Annotated in this window: 21 protein-coding genes and 1 pseudogene; 7 read left to right on the top strand and 15 right to left on the bottom strand. The window is 42.0% G+C overall.

Features of this window, described 5'->3' with window-relative positions; translation table 11 throughout:
• Window positions 1–19: 19 nt before the first annotated feature.
• The 4 genes from A587_RS0115670 to speA form a co-directional block, all read right to left on the bottom strand.
• Window positions 20–1,249: a mechanosensitive ion channel family protein gene (locus A587_RS0115670; protein ID WP_017218366.1), complete on the bottom strand. Its 1,230-nt coding sequence runs from the start codon at window positions 1,247–1,249 to the stop codon at window positions 20–22.
• Complete coding sequence (locus tag A587_RS0115665; protein WP_017218365.1) at window positions 1,246–2,166, bottom strand: acetyltransferase; 921 nt, start codon at window positions 2,164–2,166, stop codon at window positions 1,246–1,248. The genes A587_RS0115670 and A587_RS0115665 overlap by 4 nt, the downstream gene beginning before the upstream one ends.
• Before the next feature lie 15 nt (window positions 2,167–2,181).
• Window positions 2,182–3,057, bottom strand: a complete 876-nt coding sequence (locus A587_RS0115660; RefSeq protein ID WP_017218364.1) for an acyltransferase — start codon at window positions 3,055–3,057, stop codon at window positions 2,182–2,184.
• Window positions 3,058–3,167: 110 nt separating this feature from the next.
• Window positions 3,168–5,048 carry a biosynthetic arginine decarboxylase gene (speA, locus tag A587_RS0115655; protein ID WP_017218363.1) on the bottom strand — a complete coding sequence of 627 codons (1,881 nt, stop codon included), beginning with the start codon at window positions 5,046–5,048 and terminating at the stop codon, window positions 3,168–3,170.
• A gap of 220 nt (window positions 5,049–5,268) precedes the next feature.
• Here speA and speE point away from each other — a divergent pair, with 220 nt between their 5' ends.
• Window positions 5,269–6,129 carry a polyamine aminopropyltransferase gene (speE, locus tag A587_RS0115650; protein WP_010378188.1) on the top strand — a complete coding sequence of 287 codons (861 nt, stop codon included), beginning with the start codon at window positions 5,269–5,271 and terminating at the stop codon, window positions 6,127–6,129.
• Window positions 6,130–6,302: 173 nt separating this feature from the next.
• Here speE and A587_RS0115645 read toward each other — a convergent pair whose 3' ends face one another.
• The 10 genes from A587_RS0115645 to A587_RS24555 form a co-directional block, all read right to left on the bottom strand.
• Window positions 6,303–6,638 (bottom strand): hypothetical protein, encoded by a 336-nt coding sequence (locus A587_RS0115645; protein WP_010378185.1) that lies wholly within the window; start codon window positions 6,636–6,638, stop codon window positions 6,303–6,305.
• A gap of 53 nt (window positions 6,639–6,691) precedes the next feature.
• The gene (locus A587_RS0115640) at window positions 6,692–7,648 is read right to left on the bottom strand and encodes a glycerophosphodiester phosphodiesterase family protein (RefSeq protein ID WP_017218362.1); all 957 of its coding nucleotides are present in this window, start codon (window positions 7,646–7,648) and stop codon (window positions 6,692–6,694) included.
• Window positions 7,649–7,789: 141 nt separating this feature from the next.
• On the bottom strand, window positions 7,790–8,488 hold the full coding sequence (locus A587_RS0115635; RefSeq protein WP_017218361.1) for a hypothetical protein: 699 nt from the start codon (window positions 8,486–8,488) through the stop codon (window positions 7,790–7,792).
• A 117-nt stretch (window positions 8,489–8,605) separates the two neighbouring features.
• A complete protein-coding gene (locus tag A587_RS0115630) occupies window positions 8,606–9,196 on the bottom strand; it encodes a hypothetical protein (protein ID WP_017218360.1) in 591 nt (196 codons plus the stop codon).
• A 121-nt stretch (window positions 9,197–9,317) separates the two neighbouring features.
• Window positions 9,318–9,734, bottom strand: coding sequence for a hypothetical protein (locus A587_RS0115625; RefSeq protein WP_017218359.1), 417 nt, complete (start codon window positions 9,732–9,734; stop codon window positions 9,318–9,320).
• A gap of 110 nt (window positions 9,735–9,844) precedes the next feature.
• On the bottom strand, window positions 9,845–10,378 hold the full coding sequence (locus tag A587_RS0115615) for a hypothetical protein (RefSeq protein WP_017218357.1): 534 nt from the start codon (window positions 10,376–10,378) through the stop codon (window positions 9,845–9,847).
• A gap of 111 nt (window positions 10,379–10,489) precedes the next feature.
• Entirely contained in the window at window positions 10,490–10,954 is a 465-nt protein-coding gene (locus tag A587_RS0115610) for a DUF2846 domain-containing protein (RefSeq protein ID WP_017218356.1), read from the bottom strand.
• Between the two features lie 143 nt (window positions 10,955–11,097).
• A complete protein-coding gene (locus A587_RS24165; RefSeq protein ID WP_017218355.1) occupies window positions 11,098–11,475 on the bottom strand; it encodes a hypothetical protein in 378 nt (125 codons plus the stop codon).
• Between the two features lie 104 nt (window positions 11,476–11,579).
• On the bottom strand, window positions 11,580–12,203 hold the full coding sequence (locus A587_RS0115600; protein WP_017218354.1) for a hypothetical protein: 624 nt from the start codon (window positions 12,201–12,203) through the stop codon (window positions 11,580–11,582).
• 72 nt (window positions 12,204–12,275) lie between these two features.
• On the bottom strand, window positions 12,276–13,094 hold the full coding sequence (locus A587_RS24555) for a hypothetical protein (protein WP_017218353.1): 819 nt from the start codon (window positions 13,092–13,094) through the stop codon (window positions 12,276–12,278).
• 250 nt (window positions 13,095–13,344) lie between these two features.
• On the opposite strand from A587_RS24555, the pseudogene A587_RS24775 reads away from it, so the two are divergent.
• A pseudogene (locus A587_RS24775) lies at window positions 13,345–13,835 on the top strand (phage integrase N-terminal SAM-like domain-containing protein).
• Window positions 13,836–13,962: 127 nt separating this feature from the next.
• Here A587_RS24775 and A587_RS0115585 read toward each other — a convergent pair.
• A complete protein-coding gene (locus tag A587_RS0115585; protein ID WP_017218351.1) occupies window positions 13,963–14,571 on the bottom strand; it encodes a DUF2057 domain-containing protein in 609 nt (202 codons plus the stop codon).
• Window positions 14,572–14,744: 173 nt separating this feature from the next.
• Between A587_RS0115585 and A587_RS0115580 the strand changes: the two genes are divergently transcribed.
• The 5 genes from A587_RS0115580 to A587_RS0115560 all read left to right on the top strand — a co-directional run bounded on the left by A587_RS0115580 (window position 14,745) and on the right by A587_RS0115560 (window position 25,230).
• The gene (locus A587_RS0115580) at window positions 14,745–15,116 is read left to right on the top strand and encodes a histidine triad nucleotide-binding protein (protein WP_010376435.1); all 372 of its coding nucleotides are present in this window, start codon (window positions 14,745–14,747) and stop codon (window positions 15,114–15,116) included.
• A 228-nt stretch (window positions 15,117–15,344) separates the two neighbouring features.
• Window positions 15,345–16,001 (top strand): helix-turn-helix transcriptional regulator, encoded by a 657-nt coding sequence (locus A587_RS0115575; protein WP_010376437.1) that lies wholly within the window; start codon window positions 15,345–15,347, stop codon window positions 15,999–16,001.
• A gap of 152 nt (window positions 16,002–16,153) precedes the next feature.
• The gene (locus tag A587_RS0115570) at window positions 16,154–18,313 is read left to right on the top strand and encodes an ATP-binding protein (protein ID WP_017218350.1); all 2,160 of its coding nucleotides are present in this window, start codon (window positions 16,154–16,156) and stop codon (window positions 18,311–18,313) included.
• Window positions 18,314–18,445: 132 nt separating this feature from the next.
• Window positions 18,446–21,784, top strand: coding sequence for an amidohydrolase family protein (locus A587_RS0115565; protein WP_017218349.1), 3,339 nt, complete (start codon window positions 18,446–18,448; stop codon window positions 21,782–21,784).
• A 143-nt stretch (window positions 21,785–21,927) separates the two neighbouring features.
• Window positions 21,928–25,230, top strand: coding sequence for a methyl-accepting chemotaxis protein (locus A587_RS0115560; RefSeq protein ID WP_017218348.1), 3,303 nt, complete (start codon window positions 21,928–21,930; stop codon window positions 25,228–25,230).
• The last annotated feature ends 27 nt before the right edge of the window (window positions 25,231–25,257 follow it).

Raw genomic sequence — 25,257 nt, 5'->3', positions numbered from 1 at the left:
CTTTCAGTGGCCTTGGTGATTATTCTGAAGTTGCGTCAGGTTTGCTACCGGCGCGCACCTTCACGCGGTGTGCACCGAAATAATCACTCACACTTTGGTATGGACGTAACCCAAATGCAGGCATTACGCTTAGCATGTAGTCCAAAATATCGGCTTGTAGATGCTCATAAAACACCCAGCGTTTATCGCGACTAAAACAGTAAAACTCCAGAGGCAAGCCATGTTGCGTGGGGGCAAGCTCCCTGACCATACATAAACAATCTTGATTAATGGCATCATGCTGCTTCAAATAGGCCTCTGCATAGCGTCTAAATAAGCCTAAATTGGTGATATCGCTTGGTACCTCTTCAAGCTTTTCCAGCAGTGGATACTGCTCGGTTAGCAACGCTTGCTTTTGCTCAGGCAACGGCTCAATGCTAGTAAAATCAATGTGAATAGCGCGTTTGATACGGCGTCCTGCAGATTCTTGCATGGCACGCCAGTTTTTAAATGAATCAGAGATCAACATATAAGTTGGTATGGTGGTGACGGTGTTATCCCAGTTACGTACCCTAACGGTATTTAAACCCAGATCTATCACCTCGCCGTCTGCACCAAATGCGTCAACTTGGATCCAGTCGCCAGTGGTTACCAGTCGATTAGCTGCTATTTGAATACTCGCAACTAACCCCAAAATCGTATCTTTAAATACCAAAATAATGACTGCCGCGATAGCACCAAAACCGGAAAGAATATAGGTCGGTGATTTATCCACCAAGATACTCACCACCAATATAGAACAAACTATAAATATCAGTAACTTAATTACTTGAATAATCCCTTGGATCGGCACTTCTTTGGCGAATGGAAAGAGGTTATAAACGCCATTCCCTAAATTGACTAAACTGCTAAATAAAAACCCTGATGCCACCACCAACATGACGTACACCAGTGTTTCCATCACGATAAACACCCAAGCTGGCGCGACAAATAGACGCTCGTGGTAGGCGGAAAAAACCAGTAAACACAATACAAAGGCAAAGCGGCCGCTAAATTTACTTAACTGAGGGGCAAGGTGACCAATTTTACGCGGTGAAATATGGCGCGCGAGGTTTTCAACATTGGGTAGCACTAAACGGCGGATCACCCAATATAAAAACAATAACCCAACAACCGCAACACCGTTAGTGAATAAAGCACTGATCACAGTGCCTTGCGGTAACTCTTTTAACCACGGTTGAACGACATCATGAAGATGATCAAACTTCATAGCTGTTTTAGCTCCTCATTGAGCGTGTCATTTGGCTCAGTCGAATGCAGCCAATGCGCTTCGAGTTGGCAATCTTTGCGTTGCCAAACTTCATTCATAAAAGATTGAAACTGTACACGATAAGCTTTATCGGCTTGATAGTTACCAAGCGGCACTTTCTCCATCGCGATGTAGTCTATTTTTACATCAATTGCGTCCAAGCGTCCAAGCGTAAATGCACGGCAAATATGCTCACCTTCTAACTCATAAGCCAAAGTCGCGTTGAGCATGCCGTCAAGTTGCTCAGATAACACTTCTAGGGCAAACGCTACACCACCCGCCTTTGGTTTGAGCAGATGCTTGAACGGGCTATTTTGATGCGCATGTTTGGCTTTAGTATGACGAGTACCTTCCACAAAATTAATTACCGTTGTGGGATGATCACGAAAATTGCGACAACTGGCTTTGGTACGCTCTACATCCATCCCTTTAAGCTTAGGGTTTTTGGCGATCTGCGCTTTACTCGCACGTTTCATAAATGGCATGCCCATTGCCCATGCACCGGTGCCAATAAAAGGCACGTATTTCAATTCATCTTTTAGAAAAAATTTAGGTGCAGGTAGTACCTCCATGGCACTAAGCACAACGATATCAAGCCAGCTAAGGTGATTGGAAATTAACAAATACCACCCTTGAGCGTGTAATTCTTTTGGCAAGCTCACTTGGATTTTGTCGCACGCGATGCGCAAACCAAGGTAATTGCCTTTACACCACATACCGTAAAAAAAGTGCAGTGCTGTAGAGATAAACTTAACTGGCACAAGCAATTTTATGATGCCAAACAATAGCACCAATAAACCACACACAAAGGTATTCACCAGCAGCCATACACTGGCCGATAGCCCGAGAAACCACTTAGGTAGTATTTGTTTTAACATCACAACATCCTTCTACTACTTTTTATCAGCAAGCTCCACAAGTTGTTCGTCTTTAGCTTGCCACAAGGCGTTTAATTCGGATTGGAAACGCACTCTAAATTCGGGATCGTTCGTGTAGTCGCCGACCAAGTTTGCACTGACCGGCATTACTTCCACCTGAACATCTACTGACTTCACTTTACCAGCGACAAAGTCTGCAAAAGTTGGTACACCACCGGGATAATGTATGGTGACATTCACCACTTTGCTGATTTGCTCACCCATGGCCTGCATCACAAATGCGATGCCTCCCGCTTTTGGTTTAAGCAGGTGTGTAAATGGGCTTTTTTGCTTACTATGCTTGGACTCAGTGTAACGCGTACCTTCAACGAAGTTTACAATACTCACTGGCATTGTTTTAAACTTTTCGCATGCTTTTCGCGTCGTTTCTATGTCTTTACCACGCAATTTAGGGTTTTTCTTTAATTGCGACTTGCTAGTTCGCGTCATAAAAGGAAAATCGAGCGCCCACCAAGCAAGACCTAGCACGGGTACGTAAAGCAGCTCTTTTTTCAAAAAGAAATTCAGAAACGGGATTTTGCCATGAAGCACTCGCTGCAACACTAAGATATCCACCCAACTTTGGTGATTCGCGATAACCAAGTACCAGTCTTTGCGTTTTAGCTCATCCAATCCGCTCACATTGAGCGTATACGGCGCAATGAGGTTTTGGCTCACTGAATTACACGCGACCCACTTACTTGCGCACGCTTTAGCAATATAGCTCATGGCTTTTTGCAATGGTGGGATGGGTAGTAGCTTAATCAAGCCACAAATAAAGATCGGTATAAACCAAAATATAGTGTTAACGGCGTACAGCAAGATGCTGATCACTTTACGAATAAACGACATTCATTCCCTCATCGTGTTTAACGGCAGAGCTGTATCATACCTTGAAAATCACACACAATTAAGCCGACCAGTTGGTCGGCTATAATTTATTCCATTTCACTATCTAGAAATCAATCTTCGAAGTAAGTATAACCTTCAAGTCCAGCGTTTAACTCTTGTAGATACTGAGCTTTAATTGACTCTGGCAACGACAAGGCCGCGACTTGCTGTGCATAGTTCTCAGATAACACCGCTTTGTCATAATGAACAAAGCGCAGAACATCTTCAACACTGTCGCCCTTGATTGCATTAGTGAGTTTATAACCCTCATCACAAAGCTCAACATGTACTGAGTCGGTGTCACCAAATAAGTTATGGAGATCACCCAATATTTCTTGATAGGCCCCCACCAAGAACATCGCAACGTGATATTGCTCTCCCGGCACATACTCTGGAATAGGTAGACTTGACTCAATACCTGCGCCCTCAACATAACTGTTGATTTGACCATCAGAATCACAGGTAATGTCCTGAATAATCGCTCTTTGCGTCAACGGCTGATTGAGCTTGTCGATAGGCATCACCGGAAATAGCTGGTCAATACCCCAAATATCCGGCAGTGATTGGAACAACGAGAAGTTTACAAACAGTTTATCAGCTAGCTTTTCATTGAGGTCGTCTAGTACTTCTCGGTGTGCTCTCGCATTCTCATTTAAGCACTCACGCACTTTATGAAGTGTCGTGAAGTAAAGCTGTTCAAGCTGCGCCCACTCTTGCATGCTGATCAAACCATGCACGTATTGGTCGTGTGCATCGCTGAACAAGTGCATAGCGTCATGATAAGTTTCTAAAGCCATGCGAGGGGTCAGTTGTGACAACGAATGCCATAACTCTTGTAATACCAATGGGCTGGTATCTTGTGGTTGCACCGGTTCGACTTGATTTGGTGCTTTTTCTACGTCGATCACATCCGTGATCAGCATCGCGTGATGGGCAGTTAATGCTCGGCCAGATTCAGTAATAATATCCGGATGCGGAATGTTATTCAGCTCCGCAATATCATGAAAAGCATGCACCACATTTTTCGCGTATTCCGCCACCGTATAATTCATAGAGCATGAACTACGAGAACCTGAACCTTCATAGTCCACTCCGAGGCCACCGCCAACATCAACGATACGCAGCGGAACACCTAGTTGGTATAGCTCAGCATAGTGACGCGCACACTCTTTAAGCGCACGTTGGATATCACGAATATTGGCAACTTGCGAGCCGATATGGAAGTGTACTAACTGCATTAAGTGCAAACGATTATGCGACTTAAGTAGCTCAACCGCTTGCAGCACTTGGCTGGCAGTAAGACCAAACTTACCTTTTTCACCACCAGTATTTTGCCACTTGCCCTTACCAACTGAATTAAGACGAATACGGATACCAATCGACGGTTCAATGCCTAAATCGTCGATTTCCTGTAATAAGGTATCCAGTTCAGAGAGCTTTTCAACAACTATGTTTACTTGATGACCCATCGCTTGACCAATGCAAGCTAGGCGCAAGAACTCACTGTCTTTGTAGCCGTTACAGACAATCGTAATAGGTTGGTGTGCCACACCCAAAATTGCCATCAGCTCAGGCTTAGAGCCGGCTTCAAGACCAACAAGACCACTTGGATGCGCTAATAACTTACTGACAACCGAGCGCTGCTGATTCACTTTTATTGGGTAAACACAGGTGTACTGGCCTTGGTAATCACGTTGAGTTCGTGCAGCAGTAAATGCTTGAGTCAAGGTATCGACACGATGTTTTAAAATATCGGTAAAACGTACCAAAACCGGCAAAGTTAGCCCCTGCGCTTTAAATTGCTCAGTTAGCTCTGGAAGAAGAATTGGTGGCTTAGTGCGATCACCATCAGGAAACGCCACTAACTGGCCCTGTTCATTGATATCAAAATAGCCGTCACTCCAGTGGGTAACGTTATAGATAGAACGTGCTGTTTGCAGACCCCAAGTCATTGCTGCTCTCAATTAATTCTTTATAAAGCTTCATTCTAATACGCGAGGCTAGTCAATGCGACCTAAAGTTGCGTTTTCATTAGCTTACAAACCTTATGAATAGCCCATGCTTGATTAGGACTAATATGAGGCAAAGTACAAAATGTTGACTAAAATTGATTGAGCAAAGGCGCAAGCACTGGCAAAATTGCCTTAATTTTTATCAAGTGTGAACACAATCATGGCAAACTTAGAAGCAAACCGTTGGTTTACAGAAATTAGCGACCGCGATGGCAGCGCTTTTTCACTTAGAGTCAACAAAAAATTAGACGAAATCCAATCACCATTTCAAAAAGTAGAAATGTTTGAAACGACGGATTTTGGTAACCTGATGATCATTGACGGTTGCACTATGGTGAGCACGCGTGAAAACTTTTTCTATCACGAAATGATGAGTCACCCGGCGCTATTCTCGCACCCTGCACCTAAAAATGTTGTGATCATTGGCGGCGGCGACTGTGGCACATTGCGTGAAGTATTAAAGCACCCTGGCGTTGAAAAAGTAACTCAGATTGATATCGACGAAGTTGTGACGCAAATGTCTTTGAAATACTTCCCTGAGCTTTGTGAGTCTAACAACGATCCTCGCGCAACTGTAATGTTTGATGATGGCATCAAATATATGCGTGAAGCCGAAGCAGAGTCTATCGACGTTATCATCGTTGATGGCACCGATCCTGTTGGCCCTGGTGAAGGTTTATTCAACCACGCATTCTACAAGAGCTGTTTAGCAGCGCTTCGCACTGGCGGTATCATGATCCAGCAGAGTGAATCACCACTGATGCACATGCCGTTGCTATTAGAAATGCGCGATGCAATGTTGGAAGTAGGCTTTGTTGATCTGCAAACCCTGCCTTTCCCACAACCAATCTACCCAAGCGGTCTGTGGTCAGCAACGATGGCGCGTAAAGATCAAAAGTTTGCCGGATTCCGCGAGCAAGACGTTGATAACGCAACATTTGATACTGAGTACTACAACACAGGTATTCATAAGGGTGCATTAGCAACACCTAACTTTATGAAGCGTGCTTTCGAAAAGTAGGCCGAATCAAAATATAAACTTAATTGTTAAAGTGTGGTAGCTCATACCTGACTCTACAGCTTTGATGATTAGGTTAATATTTCACCTACTCTGAAATTATGAGCGAACAACAGACGTTCGCTCTAGCTCGTTTTTGGACAAAAACGTTTTGTGTCCTTGGTTTAACGGCTTTGTTAGCTGTACTTTACTAGCACTTCTCTAGTAAACCGATAAAAACAAACTGCCGCTAATAGCGTAAAAATCGAGGGTATAAGAAATACAAACACCTCAATTAATCCAAGCTCTTCAGAACTATCTACAATTGAACTAGCTACAAATGAAGAAAAAATTGTAGCAACAATAGAGATTTTAACTCCTTTGGCATGCTTACTTTTTGTAACTTTATCAAGCTTAACAAATGCGAAAAGTACTATGAAAAGAGATATTAGATAAGTAAGAGTATCTACTATCATCACAGCGAACTCAGCCAGTGACATCCCATACATATTCTTGATAATTTCTCCGAACATTTCCACTACTCAGGTTTTCCTTGTACAGCTATCGCCCGCGCAATAAGCGCGAGCTAGCGAGCGTCCTGATTGACGCGTTTGTTAGCTTGTGTTGCACGAATAAAATCAAGATCACTAGTGATAACTCCAATACCCGATGCGACAACGTCATCGTAGGATTGGGTGATCGATTCATGTCGAGACCATAGATAAACATCCGAACCATGGCTCTGTAATCTTGATGCTAGGCGTTCAGGATAGCCCCAAAAATACTTTGTCATCGAGGGAGGTATAAAAAGAATGGTGTTCCTACAGGAGTCAGGAACTAATCCCGCCCATCCAACTAAAAGATAATCTATTCCGCAACTCTTTACACTCCCAACACTTGCTAACCGTAAAGATGAATCCTTGTTTCGAAACCACTCCATACCTTTTGAAGAGGTAATAACAATATGGCTAGATTTTTTTCCAGATAGATACTCATATAGAGTTTCGAATGAACGTATGTCGTTATCCTTTAGGTTTAACCAAAACTCATGCTTTGGATACCGTTTATAAAACGCCTCTAACTTAGAAATCCCAAAACCTTTTCCTCTAAATGGGAAAGTCGCACCATCATCAAACGTATATCCATATCCAGCATCAATACTTTTCAACTGCTCAAATGATGCTTTATGTACCGGCCCAGACCCGTTTGTAGCACAATCTAACGTCCAGTCATGAAAAACAACCAGTTGATCATCACGAGTTCTGTGAACATTTAGATGAATTACGTTCGCTCCGGCTGCAACGGAAGAAGCCACAGCTTCTAGTGTGTTCTCAACAGAATTGATGTTTGATGCTTTTATTGAAAGGGCGGTACAGCCAGTTTTCTTTAGTTTTTCATAATTAACCGCGCTTCCGCCTCCTCGATAGGCCACGATCTCGCCATATCGCTGAAGGTCAGGAACGAACACATAAGCGTTAACAACTCCTAGTATGATTATGCAAGACAGTGCGATCAAAAACGTCTTAACTATTTTTATAAACATTTATTACCTGAATCCTTGATAGATGCTCGATGAAAGCTAACGCTTGCCATAAACGGCAGAAAATAGCTGGCTAAACTTAGCGACGAAGGAGCACAAGCCAGCTGTTTTGTGTCCACTGTTTAATTAATTTGTTATACCCCGTTACGGTAAATCATTTCTTTTTGAATAGCAGCAATCACCATCTAGAAGCCTAAAAACATCATCTTCAAGCTCAACATAGAGCTTCTCAGATAATTTAGCCTTGTCAGTAATAGTGGGAGCAACCTTATCTTTTGGTAAGTAGATTGGTCTCATTGAATTTACAGAGTTTACATGTCTAGACTGTATATGCTGTAAAGTTTGAGCATTGAGAAGATGAAGTTGAACGTTAGAATCAAGTGCATATTCTAAATCAGAGTAACCAACTTCAACGCTTACCATACAACGTTCTAAATCATATAACCAAGGTAAGAGAATATAATCAACTTGGTTTGATTCAAGCAAGCTCTCAATATACTTGCGACCATCCTTAGTAAGAGTAATTGAATGATCCCACTCTTTACGTTCAAAATAACTTGAGATCTTATGGGCAGGTAATTTTCCTAGGGATACTGGTATATTCCCCGACTTTGTGATGCCCTTACCCACAGATGTATTAAAACTGTTAGAAAAGTTAGGACTAAGTTCCACACGTGCTGACTCATTATTGAAAACAGTCACGCCTTTGTAGAGGTAGCAGAATTGATTATTGTGCGATTCAGGTGTTAACACACCAACTCTTTTAGAAGTTAATTTTTCATTTTGTGTACTTGCACATCCCGATAAAATAACAATTAGAGAAATTAATATGGTGCGTAACATCTAAACTCCTTTAGGGGTATAACGCCTTACTAATGGGCGCATAAATGCTTGGCTAAAATTAGCGACGAAGGAGCACAAGCCAAGCGTTTTGCGTCCTTTTGAGTAACTTGTTAACTACTACTTTATGAAGTTTTTCTCAAATTTAGCAGAAGAAAATTCTGGAAACTGGGTTTTAAAATCTGTTACCACGTTATCAAAGTCGTCATACACGAAGATTTGTGTATAAGGATCCAAAACTTCTCCCGGCTTCCGAGTTTCTGAACCACCAACAAAAATTGGCTCCCAAACACCATATGTTCTGTGGGCAACTGGCTTTCTATTTAAAACATCAAAGCCCGCGTTTATGTGAAAAGATTTAACTAAGGTACCAATGTATTGAAATGGTTCATTGGTTACAGTAAAAGCAAAAGATGTGTCTTTCGAGCCAGTACCTCCCTGTCTAGAACCTATAGAGTGAACAGTGTAGTTGCCTGGAGGCAAGCGAAGGAAGAAAGATTTAGCTCCTGTATACCCTATGAACTCTCCCGTATCCTCATTTTTTAAATCAAACCCTGTTCCCGTGCCCATACCACGAGACCAGACGCTCATGCCGCCTGCAACTATAGGAAGGTTTGGGTCTGCTTTTTTGACGTCATATTTTGCAGAAGGGCCAGAAGCACAGCCTACCAAAATTAAAACAATAAAGAATAGAGAATATTTGATTTTCACAGAAACTCCTTGTGGTAGTTAACGCTTTGCATATGGGGCAAATAGGAGTTGGTTATACTGCGCGAAGCGCCAGCCAACGAGTATTTGTCCCAGTGAATTTATGAACGACATGATGTATTTGTTATGTGATGAACTCTATTTCGCTGAGATTATCCATAAGATAACTTTTGAAAGTAGCAATCTTAACTGCAGGAAATACAAAAGATGGAATTTGTCCTGGCGAAATTTGGTTGTACGGCAACGAAAAGTAAGCATCCTCACCTAAAACATCAAGTGCAACTTTTTTTATTTTTGATGTCGGTATTTTTAGTTCGCCCATTAATAAAACGACTTCGTTGAATTTGACATATTCAATAGGGTCTTTAACTGTCAATGGGGCATGTTTTCTCAGTATGAGAGGCAATAAACAGATGTTTGTTAACCCACTAATAACAAGAATACTAAACGAACTTTCTGTAGCTCCTACATAAACTAGGTATATAAGGATACATGCCGTCCATACTAAAAACAGTTTTTTGTTACTAACTTTGCTTATCACTATACTCTCCGTAGTCACATAACGCCGTGCTAAACGGCATAAAACGCTTGGCTAAAATTTGCGAGGTACGAGCAAAGCCAAGCTTTTTGTGTCCGCTTTTGAGCACTTTGTTATGAACCGCAACCTGCGGGTTTGACTTCTTTAACCTCTATTGCCATCGGCACGTCATTCTCCAATTTGTATACAGAAACTTTACAGGATTGGAAAGCAACACCTGTCCACAATGCTGAAATACCTTTACCACCAATACGCTCATTAACTAAAACGTATCTACCACCAAGTTCAGGTGTAAAGCTTACAAAAGGCCAGCATGATTTTTCCCAACCTGAATTGTGCCACTTTATAATTGACGTCAATATAATTGGTGTATTTGCAGCTACCTTAATTTTTGTATTTCTCTCGGTTTCGCTGAATGTTGTTTTCAGGCCAGAAGTAGTGCAAATAACCGGCTCTCCGTTGAAAGGAACCCCATCTTCAGTTTCATACTTTTTATCCGCGCTAAACTCTATGGTTGCAATATTTTGATCTTCAGAATTGTTATATTGCGGAAGCTTTGTACCAAAGGCTTGTTCTGATAATGAAGTAGTAGCACAACCTGCAAGTGCAAGAAGTGGAAATACAATCATCAATACTCTAAATTTCACACTTATCTCCTGATAGGTTCATAACGCCTCGTTAAGAGGCAAAAAATTGTTGGCTAAAATTAGCGACGAACGAGCAAAAGCCAACTGTTTTTTGTCCTTTTAAACGACTTGTTAGTTTTTCTTTACTTCTTTAAGTTCATTGATTGCAAACGACTCTTTGATTAATGCAAAACCGTAGCTACCAGAGATTGATATTACACTGCCGTATACACCTGCATCTTGTAACTCTGCTGATAGTCGAACAAAGTAATTTTTATTAGCTTCGAATTTATATTCAATATTCATTTCGTCAGCACGCCAGTTAGACATAAACGCGCCTTTTTTAACTGTAAGTTTATGAGTACCAGGAGATAAAGTAATAACTTCGTAGCCACCATTGCTAAGGTCAAAGCGATCTTTACCATTAACTTGAACTGTTGGAGCGGCAGCGCCATCTAACATTGCCCAAGGGCGATAAACATAAACTTTAGCTTTGTTAGTATCCAAACTTTCAAGTTGCGTAAACTTTGGCCCTGTTGCACTGCAACCTAAAAGAAGTAAAACAGTAGATATGAGAATAATTATTTTCTTGAACATTTACACCAATCCTGTGTGAAAAACTAACGCCGCATTAAGGGGTGAACAACGCCGCCAACCAGCCTAAAGCATTGTACCTTAACCACTAAATTTGAAGTTGAAACAAAAATGCCAAGCGTTGAGAATCCCTCTTAAATACTTTGTTATGTGTTTTTACTTTCCTCAAGTGCTTCAGGTATACCACATGAAGGTAGTCTGAGAACGGCTTGTTCGAGCTCTTCAAGGGAAGGAGTATGAATTTCTAACCATGGATGCTCAAAAACTTTATGTTGCTCTAAGGGAATATCTGCAGCAGCAATAAAACCAAGACCCGGTTCACCACTTTTGTTAACGACGAGCACTGTAAGTGCAGGCAATTTATTTAAAAGGCAATATGATTGTATTGGCTCCAACAACTGAGCTAGTGCAAACCTAGGCACACCTATTAAATCTCCTACGATGTTATACGTTAGTATCTGCCTGTTCTTTGCAGCAAGGCACAACAATGGCCATATTTGAGCTGCTCTTTCATGACTTCTCATAGCTTCCTCTTTGGTCGATTAAACACAAACACATAACGCTTAGCTAACAGGCAAAATTGAATAAGCTAAAATCGAGCGAAGCGACGAGCTTATTTAATTTTGTCCTAGTTTGGCGCCTTGTTAGACATTTTTAAACAATTGCTAACCAGCCGCTCTCGATTTGTTAATGTAAATCTATCTAAATGAAAAAAGTATTTCCCTTCATCACCGGAGGTGATGACTAATTGATTATCAGTTAAATCTACTTTCTTAAACTTCATGATTGAAGAAGTTAATAGACCTAACCTATGGCACTTCATGCTTTCGTCTTGGTAATTAAAGCTTACCTGCAAGGAACTGGAAAATTTATAAACTATATATACGAAACAAAAAACAAGCCAACTATCAAAAGGGTTAATCTCAGCCCAAAATTCAGAACCAAGAAGTATAGCGAATAATAAATCTATAAATAGAGCTATTACGAGCCAAATAGCTACATATTTTATTAAAAGCCTAGCTTTGAATTTATCAGAATAGTTAATTTGCTTACAATAGCCAGTTTCAACATCTTGAACCTTATAAAGAGTAAATATTGCAGCAAGAAATATTACTACTTGCACAACAATAAAACCCATAGCCGTACTATCCATTAAAATCGTACTATTGTTACGACCTACTAAGAAAACTCCACCAACATAGTCAGCAAAAAGAACGTAGAATAAAATATAAGTTCCAGTTTTTAACATCATTACTCAATTGAATGTCTAACGCCTCAAACACCGGCGCAGCTTTCTGCGTCCGAGTGCTTTGACTTGTTAGCACTATTCATCCAAGTCAATAATTTTAATAATGGCATCTTTAAGCCTATTTGTTAATGATTTTCGAACAGATGGGATGTCACTATCATTTTCCGAACACGTGTAAATCATTTGCCTTTTGAAGCCTAAGTCAAAAGGCAAATCTTTTATACCTCCATAGTTATCATTAAAAACCATGACAACATTAGAATCGCCAATAGATTTTATGGCATAACCAAGCTCAAACATTACATTTGAGTTTGGCTGTTTTTCATCTATTAGAGTAACATCTGCGATAAAGACGGAAGACTTATCTATTTTTTCAAGAATTGTATGTATTATATCTGGTGAGCCAGGAGTGTTAGATGTGTCTGAATCAACCGAAACTCTTGTTTCAATTGAAGCGTCTTTATTTATCTCTTTTATAGCTTTATCAAGGCAGTTTTTAATTAGGCCTCTATTTGTTTTATTCGGCAAGCTCGCCTGCCAAGAATAGAATATTGTAATATGATCAGAATTTGATGCGTTCTTATTACCAAGCTCTAAAGCTTTTGACTTCACCAAATTTAAGTAACTCTTTACTTGTGTGTTCTTGCCTCGTTCTCCAGAGAGGCGACTTAAACCAGCTAAAGAAAATACTGCTAGTTGGAAGTTGAGCTGATCTCTAATCGGAATATCTTCCTTAACAGAAGGGCTTAAAATCTGTCCTTCTAAGCATGGGACACCTACGGCTCTGATCTTGTCGAATACTTGTTCGGTTTTACCTGTACTTTCATATCTATCCAAGTCGTCTATAGCTTCTTGAGCCATTTCAGCAATTTCTTTGTAAAATGATTTATCCATTTGCTCTGCTTAATCTCATTGGGTGCTAACAATTTAATATCGACCCAATGGGTCGTTTTTCTACCGAGTCATGGGTCATTATTCTCATTGTACCAGCTTTATCACAATAACTAACTTGTTGCTACAGATATATTTTTAATCATTACAGAAACTATGAAAAGGATAAAAACGACCCAGTGAGTCGTTTTCTTGACTATAGGAGAAACACAACAATACTGTATATAAATACAGCCCAGTTGGGACTAGCTCAATGAGAACTCGTTCACCATTTTTAAACCACATCGCAGAGTTTATGCTGACTAAGCAATATTCGCTCAGAACAGTTGATACATATCTTAAGTGGATTTCTTCCTATATTCATTTTCATGATAAGCGTCACCCAGCTTCAATGGGCGATAACGAGGTTGTCGAATATCTCAACTACCTTGTACTTAAACGTAATGTGTCGCCTAAAAAACAAGCGCCAGCGTTAAATGCATTATCTTTTCTGTATAAGCAAATAATCAAACAGGAGTACGTAAAGCGGTTAAAGAGGCAGCCAAAAAAGCACAAATAACAAAACCTATAACGCCCCACACTTTTAGACATTCATTTGCTACTCATTTACTACAAAGTGGTGCAGATATTAGAACCGTACAAGCTCAACTTGGTCATTCCGATGTAAAGACAACGCAAATATATACTCATGTTTTACAGCTAGGCGTAAACGGTGTTGTTAGCCCTTTGAGCAAAATTTTCTAGCTTGTTATAGGCCAAAAACGAGTTACGCCTGCGGGTTCGTTTCTGACTCATACACAACGGTGATATTTGATTGAGCCCTGTTAGTAAAGACTAACAGATCACATTAAGACGTATTCAGATAAAGGGCTTAATTGCCCTTTATTTTCTCTAAAAACAACCGTTTTTGTTCTGGGGTTGCTTGTTGCCACCAATAGTCCAGCATGCCAACCACATCTGGATGTGCTGATTTAGGCGCCGCTAGCGTAACGGCTCGTGTGGTAGTACTTGGCGTTGAATAACGTGGTGCAGTGGGTGTTGAAGGCTCACTTGCTATCGCTTCCGTTACTCTTGGTCTTTCTTGTGTCACTACCAATGTTGTCGCTAACGATTCATTGGGTGCTTGCAACATAATCAATGGCTGATCTGCAAATGCCTTTGCCGCAACCACATTGTCAGGACGGTTAAATTCAACCTGATACTCGCCGTCTTGATCGATACTTACTTTCGCCCAGAATGGCTTCGACTCTATGGTTTCGTGGTCGTCATAGCCCACTTCATACAAGTCGGTGTAACGCATTTTGACCGCATACTCCCCTTTGGCTAAGTCCAACTCTCGCACTTTGGAGAAGAATGAGTGTTCAATGGTTTTATCATCAACTTGCAAGGGAATAATTTCTTCAGGAAAACTTAGCAACGCAGCCTGTGAAAGCGGTGACAACAGTAAAACAGCGGTCGCAAGCGTATATTTTAAGCGCATCTATTCACTCCTTCGTGAGTACCAAATCATTATACCTTGATGAGATTACTGCATACCTGCTTATATCTCTACCCTTTTAATTGATGCGCAGTGGGATAACGCATCAAATCTATTGAGTCTCCTTGAGAGTTAGCTATGCTAGAGCAATTCAATATGCCAGATAAGGAAGGACCATGAGTTCAGAAACTATTTTTACCAAAATTATTAATCGAGAAATCCCTGCAGACATCGTTTACGAAGATGAACAAGCACTCGCGTTTAGAGATATTAATCCACAAGCACCATTTCACGTCTTAGTTATTCCTAAAACAGCAATTGCGACCATCAATGACGTGACGGAAGAAAATGCTCATCTTGTTGGTCATTTATATGTTGTTGCAGCCAAATTAGCGAAAGAGCACGGCTTTGCAGAAGATGGTTATCGCGTAGTGATGAACTGTAATGATCACGGTGGTCAAACCGTATATCATCTTCATCTACATGTATTAGCTGGAAAAGAAATGGGCTGGCCGCCTTATCAAAATACGAAAAAAGTACCAGTTTAGATTATTCTCTGTTAAGCAATGTAAATGAGTAAGTTATTAACGAAAATCGTTAAAAGCTTACTTATTTCAACAAATTACATTTAAATACATATTCTGTACATAATTTCGAGTTATTATTTCACTTTGTTATATAGCGGATTTCTCTATCTTGTACTAAAAATTCTAATACAAAAGGTCTGAATCCCATGTTAGCATTGAGAAATCGGAAAAATTAGAGTGTGTCCTAAAATGAGCAGTAGTGCTTTTTTGTTATTAGATAAAGAACCGGTTAACACCATTGGTATCAATGTGTTACAACCTTTGTTAAAAACCCAAGGGTTGGATGTTACGACTGGAACTGATATCTCAGATGTGCCTGAAGGTACTCGATTACTTTTCATCGAAACCGCTGTGAACGATTCTTGGGGTAAATTAAAAGAACAACTAGTCAACCTCAAAGTCAAATGCGATATCGTACTATTCAACTTAGATGAAAATCCGGAGCTGGCCAATCGTGCGCTGCTAAGTGGTATTCGTGGTGTATTCTACACGACTGATAATGCCGACGTGCTAATGAAAGGGATCCGTTTGTTGCTTGAAGATCAACTGTGGTATCGCCGTGACGTGATGTGTAATGTGTTAAATCGCATGCTGCAATTTAATAAAGATGCATTACATAAACTAACCGAAGGTGATATCGAACCTGTGAAACTCACTAAGCGAGAAAAAGCAATTATCGCGCTGATGAGTAAAGGTGCGAAAAACAAAGAGATCGCTGAAGAGCTAAATATCAGTCCACATACGGTGAAAACGCATTTGTACAGTGCATTTCGTAAAACCAAATGTCGTAACCGTATCGAACTCCTTTCGTGGGCTCAGCAGAATATTCCTGACGAGATCCGCTAAGCTTCATCTGTCTTTAACCTGCTGACGCAAGTTGGCGGGTGAAAGACAGCGCTGACATCGCGATATCGAGGCTTCAGCTTCATACAGGCTTTACTGCCTTGGCGAATACCTCTATGCTAAGTTTTTTCGCAACTGAAAGCAGCCTTAGGTACATGCTCGACCCAAAAACCCTCTACCTAACTAGTCTCGTCATGACGGCAATGATGGCGCTCCTTACCTTTTTAACGTGGCGAGCAAATAAAAGCACACCCGGAACGCTGCTCTATATTTTTTACCCTTTGGTTTTGCTCTGTGCGATTTCTTCCTTTGCATTGCACGGCTATTTTGACAACTGGGAAACTATTCCCATTGCTAATACCTTGCTGTTTGCGGCTTCCATTATCCACTGCATGGCGATAAGACAATTTTTAGGGGTTAAAGGCCCATCCTTTAAAGTGTTTCTCGGCGTTACTGCAGGGCTCTTCATTTTGTTGATGTACAGCAGTATTTTCTCTCCAAACTTGAGAGATAGGATCCTTATCTCGGACTTACAACACTTAGCTGAAGCGACACTCCTGCTCTATTTCTTTAGCCGCTTTGCACGAAATAAATACCCTAACGGCAGCATAGTCTATATCACCATTTTACTTATTATATTGGTGATATTTACCGGCAGAACCCTATTAATGGGAGAAGTGACGCATTTCACGCTTTTCAAGGAGAACTGGTTTACCATCACTATTTTCTTCAATGGCGTTCTTGCACCTATCTTTTATGCAACAGGCATGGCGCTGTTATGTAACGAGCAAAGAGAGCAAAACCTCAATAAATTAGCATTGAAGGCACAACAGGACCTAGAGCTGCGCGGCATGTTTTTATCAACGATCAGTCATGAGATACGCACTCCGCTTAACGGTATCTTGGGCAGCGCCCAACTGGTATTGGGACGCACCAGAGATAGTCGCAACAAGGCCTACTGTGAGGCTATCGTAAACTCTGCTGAATCGCTAAACTTACTGATTGATAAAGTACTAGACTACGCCAGTTTGGAGCAAAGTGATGAAGCCTTGTACGAAGAGGACGTTGAGCTTAGAAGTTGGCTACAGAACCTTTGCTTATTGTTAAGTCCGCTTGCAGAACAAAAGAAGCTGCACTTTGAATTGGTGTACGAGCTGCCCGATCAGGTGTGCTATTACTTTGACCAACAAAAGCTGAGACAAATTCTTATCAACCTCGTTGGTAATGCCATTAAGTTCACTGATAAAGGGGAAGTAAGACTCAAAGTTGAGATTTTAAAAGACCAACAAATTGAGCATAAAGTGCGGTTTAGTATCACGGACTCAGGGCCAGGTATTGAAAGTGAAGATATTAATAAGCTGACCGAGCCATACGTACAAAGTAGTGCAGGTAAAGTTAAGGGTGGCACAGGCTTGGGGCTTGCTATTACCAGTCGCCTACTCAACCGTCTGAGTTCACAGTTAGATATTCAAAGCGAGCTTAACAAAGGCAGTACATTTAGTTTTGATTTACTGCTAAACATTGGTGAACTGAGCCTAGTGGAGCAGCGCCCGCAGCACGATAATTGTATCACTGGTCTGAAAGTACTGTTGGTCGAAGACCTAGATCTCAACCAAAAAATCGCTATTGAGTTTATGGCAGAAGATGAGCATAAGGTTAAATTGGCAACCAATGGTAAAAGCGCCATAGAGATGCTAATACAGCACCATTTCGATGTGGTGTTGTTAGACATGAACTTACCCGATCTTTCCGGGCAAGAAGTATTAAAGCAGCTACAAAATTGTGAGCATAAAAACAAACGAACTCCCTTCCTAGCCTTTACTGCCAGCCTCAGTCCAGACGAGGTAAAAGAATACTTGGCACTCGGCATTCGCGATATTGTTGGCAAACCGATAAAACAAGAAAAATTACGCCAAGCGCTTAGCGAGTCACAGTCTCCTAAAAAAGCCAATGTGAGCGTGGAATTGCCCGATATCCTGTACGATGAAACGGCTGTAAACGCCCTAAAATCTGGATTTAGTGAAGATGAAGTCTCTTCGATATACAACGAGTTTGTGTTGTCGGCTCGTAATAAACTCATTCATATTCAGCAACTATTAGAGCAAGATGAAGATCAATGTATCAGACAGCTTCATCGTCAAGCCAGCACCGCCTTACAACTCGGATTTAATCGCTATGGTTCAAACTTGAAAAAAGCAGAGCGCCGCTTATTGGATGGTAAATCGTGCCATGATGAGCTCACAGAAGCCATGACGCTATGGCAAGACAGTCTCGCGGCATATCTCCACTTCGTTCGTAAAGAGGCAATGGGTTAAGCGTCATTAAACGCATGTTGTTCGACATCATAATAAAACATGTTCATGCTTAGTGAGCATTTACATTAACGCTAATTTAACCGAGGCAAACCGCTCGCCTTGGGCAATAACTATAAAATTAAGGGAACATCTATGTCATTTTTTAAATCACCATTAGCCATTGCTATTGGTGCTGCTGTAATTGGTTTGGCTCAGCCAGCCAGCGCTGATGATGCCGTGACAGCCACGCAAACAGAAGAGAAGTCAACCAAAGGCTGGGATGTGCTCAACCCACCAGGTGAAAAGCAAACCATCACCATCGATACCAACGAAACCACATGGAGTAACTTAGATGTTAGCCCTGATGGTAAAAGCATCGTCTTTGATATGCTTGGCGACCTTTACATCATGCCAATTGGCGGTGGTAAAGCAACAGCCCTAACATCCGACATGGGCTGGAATATTCAACCTAAGTTTTCGCCTGATGGTAAACACATCGCATTTATCTCTGACCGCGCAGGTGGCGATAACCTGTGGGTGATGGACGTAGATGGCCAAAACCTGCGTCAGGTGTCAAAAGAAGTGAATAACATTGTTCACAACCCTGCATGGTCGCCTGATGGTCAATACATTGCAGTTAAGCAAGGTCAAGTAACGGGGCGTACCATCCCAGGTGGCTCTATTCGTATGTATCACATCAGCGGTGGTAAAGGCGTGCTGGTCCGTGAGCGTCTACATGGTGCAAAATCGCAAAAGAACGTTGCAGAACCCGCTTTTTCTCACGATGGCAAGAAAATCTATTACTCAGTTGATGCGACCTCTGGTGTGCGCTGGGAATATAACAAAAACTCGCTCGATGCTGTTTTCGAAATTCGTAGTTGGGATTTAGCAACCGGTGAAGAAGAGACCGTGATCCGTGGTGCTGGCGGTGCTATTCGCCCAACCATCAGTCCTGATGGTAAATCTATTGCGTTTGTTAAACGCGAAGATAACGGCAATGAAATGATCGGTGCTTTATATATTAAAGATCTACACTCAGGCGTCGAAACTCGTGTTTATGCTGGCCTTGATCGCGACTTACAAGAAGCCAATGGCGCACATGGTAACACACCTTCTTTTGCTTACACGCCAGATGGTAAATCTCTCGTTTTTTGGGCGAAAGGGGTATTCAACCGCGTTAATATTGCATCGCACGAGGTCAACGTCATCCCTACTCGCGTTGTCGCTGAAAAACAAATCACACCGGCACTACGCTTTGCGGTAGATGTCGCGCCTGACACCTTTAAAGTCAAACTTGCACGCTGGTCTCAAATTTCTCCTGATGGTGAAACTGCACTATTCCAAGCGCTTGGCTACCTTTACGTAAAAGACATTGCGTCAGGCAAAGTAAAACGCCTCACTAAGCAAACCGACCACTTTGAGTTCTACCCAAGCTATTCTCGCGATGGCAAGTCTATTGTTTACACAACATGGAGTGATAAAGACTTAGGCGCAATACGTGTTGTATCTGCAAACGGTGGTAAAGGTAAAGTGCTCACCCAAGAACCTGGTCACTATATCTCACCAAGCTTTTCACCAAATGGTAAAAACGTACTATTTAAAAAGGTAACCGGTGGCTACTTGCTAAGCGGTGACTGGTCAATGCATCCAGGTATTTATCTAGTTAATGCTAACGGCGGTGAAGCAAAACGCATTATTAAAAGCGGTGACAATCCGCACTTTGGAGCAGACTCTGAGCGCATTTACTTCTCCACCATGAGTGATGAAACACATCGCGAACTGAAAAGTGTTAACCTCAATGGTCAAGAAGAACGTAGCCATTTCAAAGGTGATTACGTCTTTGACTTTAAAGTCTCTCCAAATGGTCAATACGTTGCGTTTATCGAGCATTTCAATACGTTTGTTGCACCTTTTACCAGTACAGGTAAAACCTTATCCATTAACAAGGGTGAGAAAGCTTTCCCAGTTAAGCAAGTGTCAAAGTACTCTGGTGATTTCCTAAATTGGAAAGCAGACAGCAGCGCGCTAACTTGGGCATTTGGTCCCACACTTTATCAGCGCAAACTGACTGACACTTTCGCTTTCGTCGATGGTGCATCTGACAACACCGACGAGCTAACCGCTGATGGCATCGACTTGAGTTTTGAGCAAAAAGCAGATAAGCCTGAAGGTATGATTGCGCTAGTTGGCGGTAAAGTAGTGACCATGCGTAACGCTGAGAACGAACAAGAAATCATCGACAATGGAGTGATCCTAATCAAAGAGAATCGCATCGTTGCAGTCGGTAAGCAAGGTGAACTAGACGTTCCTAGCACAGCAAAAGTAATGGATATTAGCGGTAAAACCGTGATCCCAGGCCTTATTGATGCCCACGCTCATGGCAGTTACGGTAGCTATAACCTACAGCCACAGCAAAACTGGAATCAGTATTCTAATCTTAGCTTTGGTGTAACGACTATCCATGATCCATCAAATAACTCTGCCGAGGTATTTTCTATGGCAGAACTACAAAGAACGGGTTTAACGGTCGCGCCACGTACCTATTCTGTTGGACGTATTTTATATGCTGGCCACGCGCCGGGTTATAAAACACCAATCAGTAACCTTGAAGACGCAGAGTTCCACGTTAAACGCCTAAAAGACGCTGGCGCTATTTCAGTGAAGAGTTACAACCACCCTCGCCGTGAGACACGTCAGCAAGTATTGGAAGCGGCGAAGAACATGGAAATCATGGTTGTGCCTGAAGGTGGTTCAAAATTTCAACACAACATGAACATGATAGTCGATGGTCATACCGGTGTTGAACATGCCCTGCCGATCCCGAATATTTACTCTGATATCGAACAAATGTGGGGACAAACAAACGTTGGCTTTACGCCAACTTTTGTTGTTGCCTATGGCGGTATCTCTGGCGAAGAATACTGGTATCAACACACGAATGTGTGGGAAAACGAGCGCTTAATGAGCTTCGTTCCTGAGTATGTGGTAAAGCCAAGATCAATTCGTCCAAGCAAAGCACCTGAACGTCACTATAACCATATCAATGTCGCCAAAACCGCAAAACAGCTTCGCGATAAGGGTGTGACTGTGCACATTGGTGCTCACGGCCAGCGTGAAGGTCTAGCCGCACATTGGGAGTTATGGTCTATGGCACAAGGCGGCTTTACACCTTGGCAGGCGCTTCGCAGCGGTACAATCGACGGCGCAAGATATCTAGGTATGGACCGTGACCTTGGTACGATCGAACAAGGAAAACTCGCCGATCTTGCCATCATCGATGGTGATGTGCTGTCTAACATCCGTGATTCAGAGAAAGTTGCCTACACCGTGATCAATGGCCGTGTCTACGATGCGGCAACCATGAATGAAATCGGCAACTATGACAATAAACGTCAGCCTTTCTTCTTCGAAAATGGCGCGCAAACCCAAATGCACCCAGCAACTGCTGAGTATATGGAAGAAAAAGCCCATACCTATCATTGGAAACACTAATACATAGAACGATTGAAGCGTGAAACGTTAAGTTTACAAGCCCGGCTATCTAGATAGCCGGGTTTTTTATTTTTTTGTCTAGATCTTAATCAATACTGTTCTATGCTGTTATAGGTACTTCCATAGCAACAGGGAATTAGGTTATGTCTGGGTTTTCGCAATTTTTTAACTCTCTTAATTTAACTAAAAAGCTGATTTTTGCATTTCTAATCGTCGCGCTCGTGCCGTTGATAGTAATTATTTCCATCGCACTTAATACCGCATCGAATGCCATGACAGCGCAAATATATTCACAACTTGGTGCCGTTAGTGAGATCAAAAAAAGCGCGGTTAATCGTTACTTCAAGACCGTTGAGGATAAACTCGATGCCTTTACAGCAAACCCATTACTTCCTGTGATTGCACAAGAGTTTATTAGCAGCTTTCCTAGCGCTCAGGCCGATATTAACTATGCCAAATTATCGCGATTTTATGATGAAGTGTTCGTACCTAAATTCAATCAAGAAAACCCCGAAGATACGAGCACAGCAAGGCTAATTGGTAACATTTCAGAGTCTGGGCTTGCGCTGCAAACACGTTACTTAGCAAGCAACCCCTACCCTGTTGGTGAAAAGTACAAATTTATTGAAACCGGTCACTTAGATAGTTATGACCTTGCTCACCGCAGTTACCATCCATATATGCTCAATATCGCCGACATTTATGAGTTTTACGATATCTTTATCATCGATCCAAGTAATGGAAATGTTGTCTATTCTGTATTTAAAGAGGTTGATTTTGCTACGTCACTGGAATCGGGTCCCTATGCCAATAGTAATCTAGCTTCTCTTTATCGAGAACTGAAGGACTCAACGGATCCGACAATCAGCGCTTTCGCAGACTACAAACAATATCTCCCCTCCTATAATGCACCCGCTAGTTTTATCGCCAAACCTATCGTGGTGAATGGCCAAACCGTTGCAATTGTAGCTGCACAGCTATCTATTGATGCCATCAATGCCATTATGACCGAGCGTGAAGGCTTAGGAGAAAGTGGTGAAACCTACCTCGTCGGCCCCGAGGGTTTGATGCGTTCAGACTCATTCTTAGATCCACAACATCATTCCGTGGTGAATTCATTTCGATACCCTGAACGCGGCAAGGTAGCCACGCTTGCAGTCTCTCAAGCATTAAATAATCAATCTGGACAAAAGGTTATAGAAGACTACAACGGCGAAGCCGTGTTATCTGCCTATACACCAGTGGAAGTTTTTAATACCCGTTGGGCACTGCTTGCCGAAATTGACGAAGCGGAAGCATTTGCTTCTATCACCTCGCTCTCTCAATACCTGATGATTATTTTAGCGGTCACTATAGTATTAGTACTGATCGTCGCCTACTGGTTCTCAAAAACGCTTACCAAACCTGTTCACGAGTTGGTAGAAACCATGAAATCAGTTGAACAGGAAGGCAACTTTTCATTGCGAGCGCCCATTCGTAGTCATGATGAAATAGGCAACAGTGCACAGGCATTTAATTCACTACTGGATGCCTTACAGCTTTCTATTACAGAGGCTAATCGCGTCATGAATCAAATGGCCTCGGGCAAGTTTGACGACCGCATCAAAGTACCGTGCCGGGGCGAGCTAGAAACCCTAAAAGAAGCCACTAACCACTGTGCCAATACGTTAAGTCGAGCGATTTCTGAGCTGAATGAAATTTCCATTGATATGGCAAATGGTCGCTTCGATACCAAACTTAATGCCCCCATGTCAGGCGATTTAGAAAAGCTCAAAAATAATATTAACGATTCTTTGGCATCGATTAATTCGACTATGAACGGTATTGTTCATGTGATGACCAATATTGAGCAAGGTAACTTTAAGGAACAAGTCACCGTACCCGCTAAAGGCAAGTTAGCGCAGCTCAAAGATTCGGTAAATAATTCCGTACGCAGCCTTAGTAGTGCGATTGACGGTATCAGCACAATTATGTCTGCACTACGCCAAGGCGACTTTTCTGCGCAACTCGATGCTCCACTCGCAGGCCAATTAGATACCTTAAAACAAGATATCAACTCCAGCATGGCAAACCTAGACAGAGTAATGAAAGAAATAGGCACTGTGATGGCTGGCGTCAGCAACGGCGACTTTAAACAACAAGTGGACGTAGCTGCAACGGGTCAGCTCGCGCAACTTAAAGATAATATCAATGCTTCTGTGACCGCCGTTGATGTTGCTATCTCGGAAATCTCTACGGTCATGATGGCTATTAGCCATGGTCGATTTGACCGCACCATTCAATCTGCGATGTCTGGCCAGCTCGATAATCTCAAAGGTGACATTAACCGCTCGGTCGAGAACCTCAATCAAGTCATTGAAGAACTCGGCAGCGTAATGGGCGCAATGTCCGAAGGAGACTTTAGTCAAAAAATAGAGTTGCCACTACAAGGTCAACTGCAACAACTTAAAGAGAGTGTAAATGACTCGACCTTACAGGTCTCTGGGGCTATCTCCGAAGTCAGCAGTGTGTTGGCTAACGTTGCTCAAGGTGACTTAAGTAATCAAGTAAAGGGGGAATATTTTGGCGTGTTTAAGTCTCTTCAGAATGACACCAATACCACAATTAAAAAACTCACCAGTGTAATCGAAGGGATCCAAGCCGCAGCAAATTATGTTGCTCAAAGTGCCGGTGAAATAGCGGCGAGTAACACCGAAATCAGCCAACGCACAGAGGAACAAGCAGCAAACTTAGAAGAAGCCAGTGCCAGCACCGGCAATATGTTGGACGAACTCACTAAGGTTTCAAACCAATCTGGTGATGCCGTAGGACTGGCAACAAACGCAGAAAACATAGCCAAAGAAGGAGGCAGTTTATCTGCCCAAACCGTAGCCGCAATAATTGAAGTGAACAAAGCCAGTAAAGACATTAATGAGATTGTATCGGTGATTGATGGACTTGCGTTTCAAACCAACCTGCTGGCACTAAATGCTGCCGTTGAAGCGGCACGAGCGGGAGAAAATGGTCGCGGCTTTGCAGTCGTTGCAAACGAAGTACGAGAGCTGGCAGGGCGTAGTGCCGCTTCTGCAAAGCAAATCAAAGAAATTATCTCAAACAGTAATCAAAAGGTAGAGCAAGGGACTGAACTTGCCAATAGTTCCGGTGAAAAGCTGCAACAAATCGTTGGTGCCGTGAGTGATGTAAATAACAACATTATTAAAATCAATGAGTCGACTTCAATGCAACAACAAGCCATTAAAGAAGTAGATTTGGTAGTACAGAGGCTAACGGATCTTATTCAAGAAAACTCTGCAATTACCGAAGAAACAATGGCTGCGGCCAGACAGATGGCTGAGCAAGCCCATGAAATGCGTACCCAGTTGAGCTATTTCCGTTTATCAAAGAATGACTATAGTGCTACGGGTAGAGAAGGTGAATTGCTTGTGCATCAATATAATGCATCTTAGAACCTGTTGAGCTTCGAGTTAGAGCAT

Origin of the sequence: Pseudoalteromonas sp. NJ631 (genome assembly GCF_000276645.1) — a bacterium.
GTDB lineage: Bacteria > Pseudomonadota > Gammaproteobacteria > Enterobacterales > Alteromonadaceae > Pseudoalteromonas > Pseudoalteromonas piscicida.
Note: the sequence above shows the minus strand (reverse complement) of the source record. Positions and strands in the feature narration are given on the sequence as shown.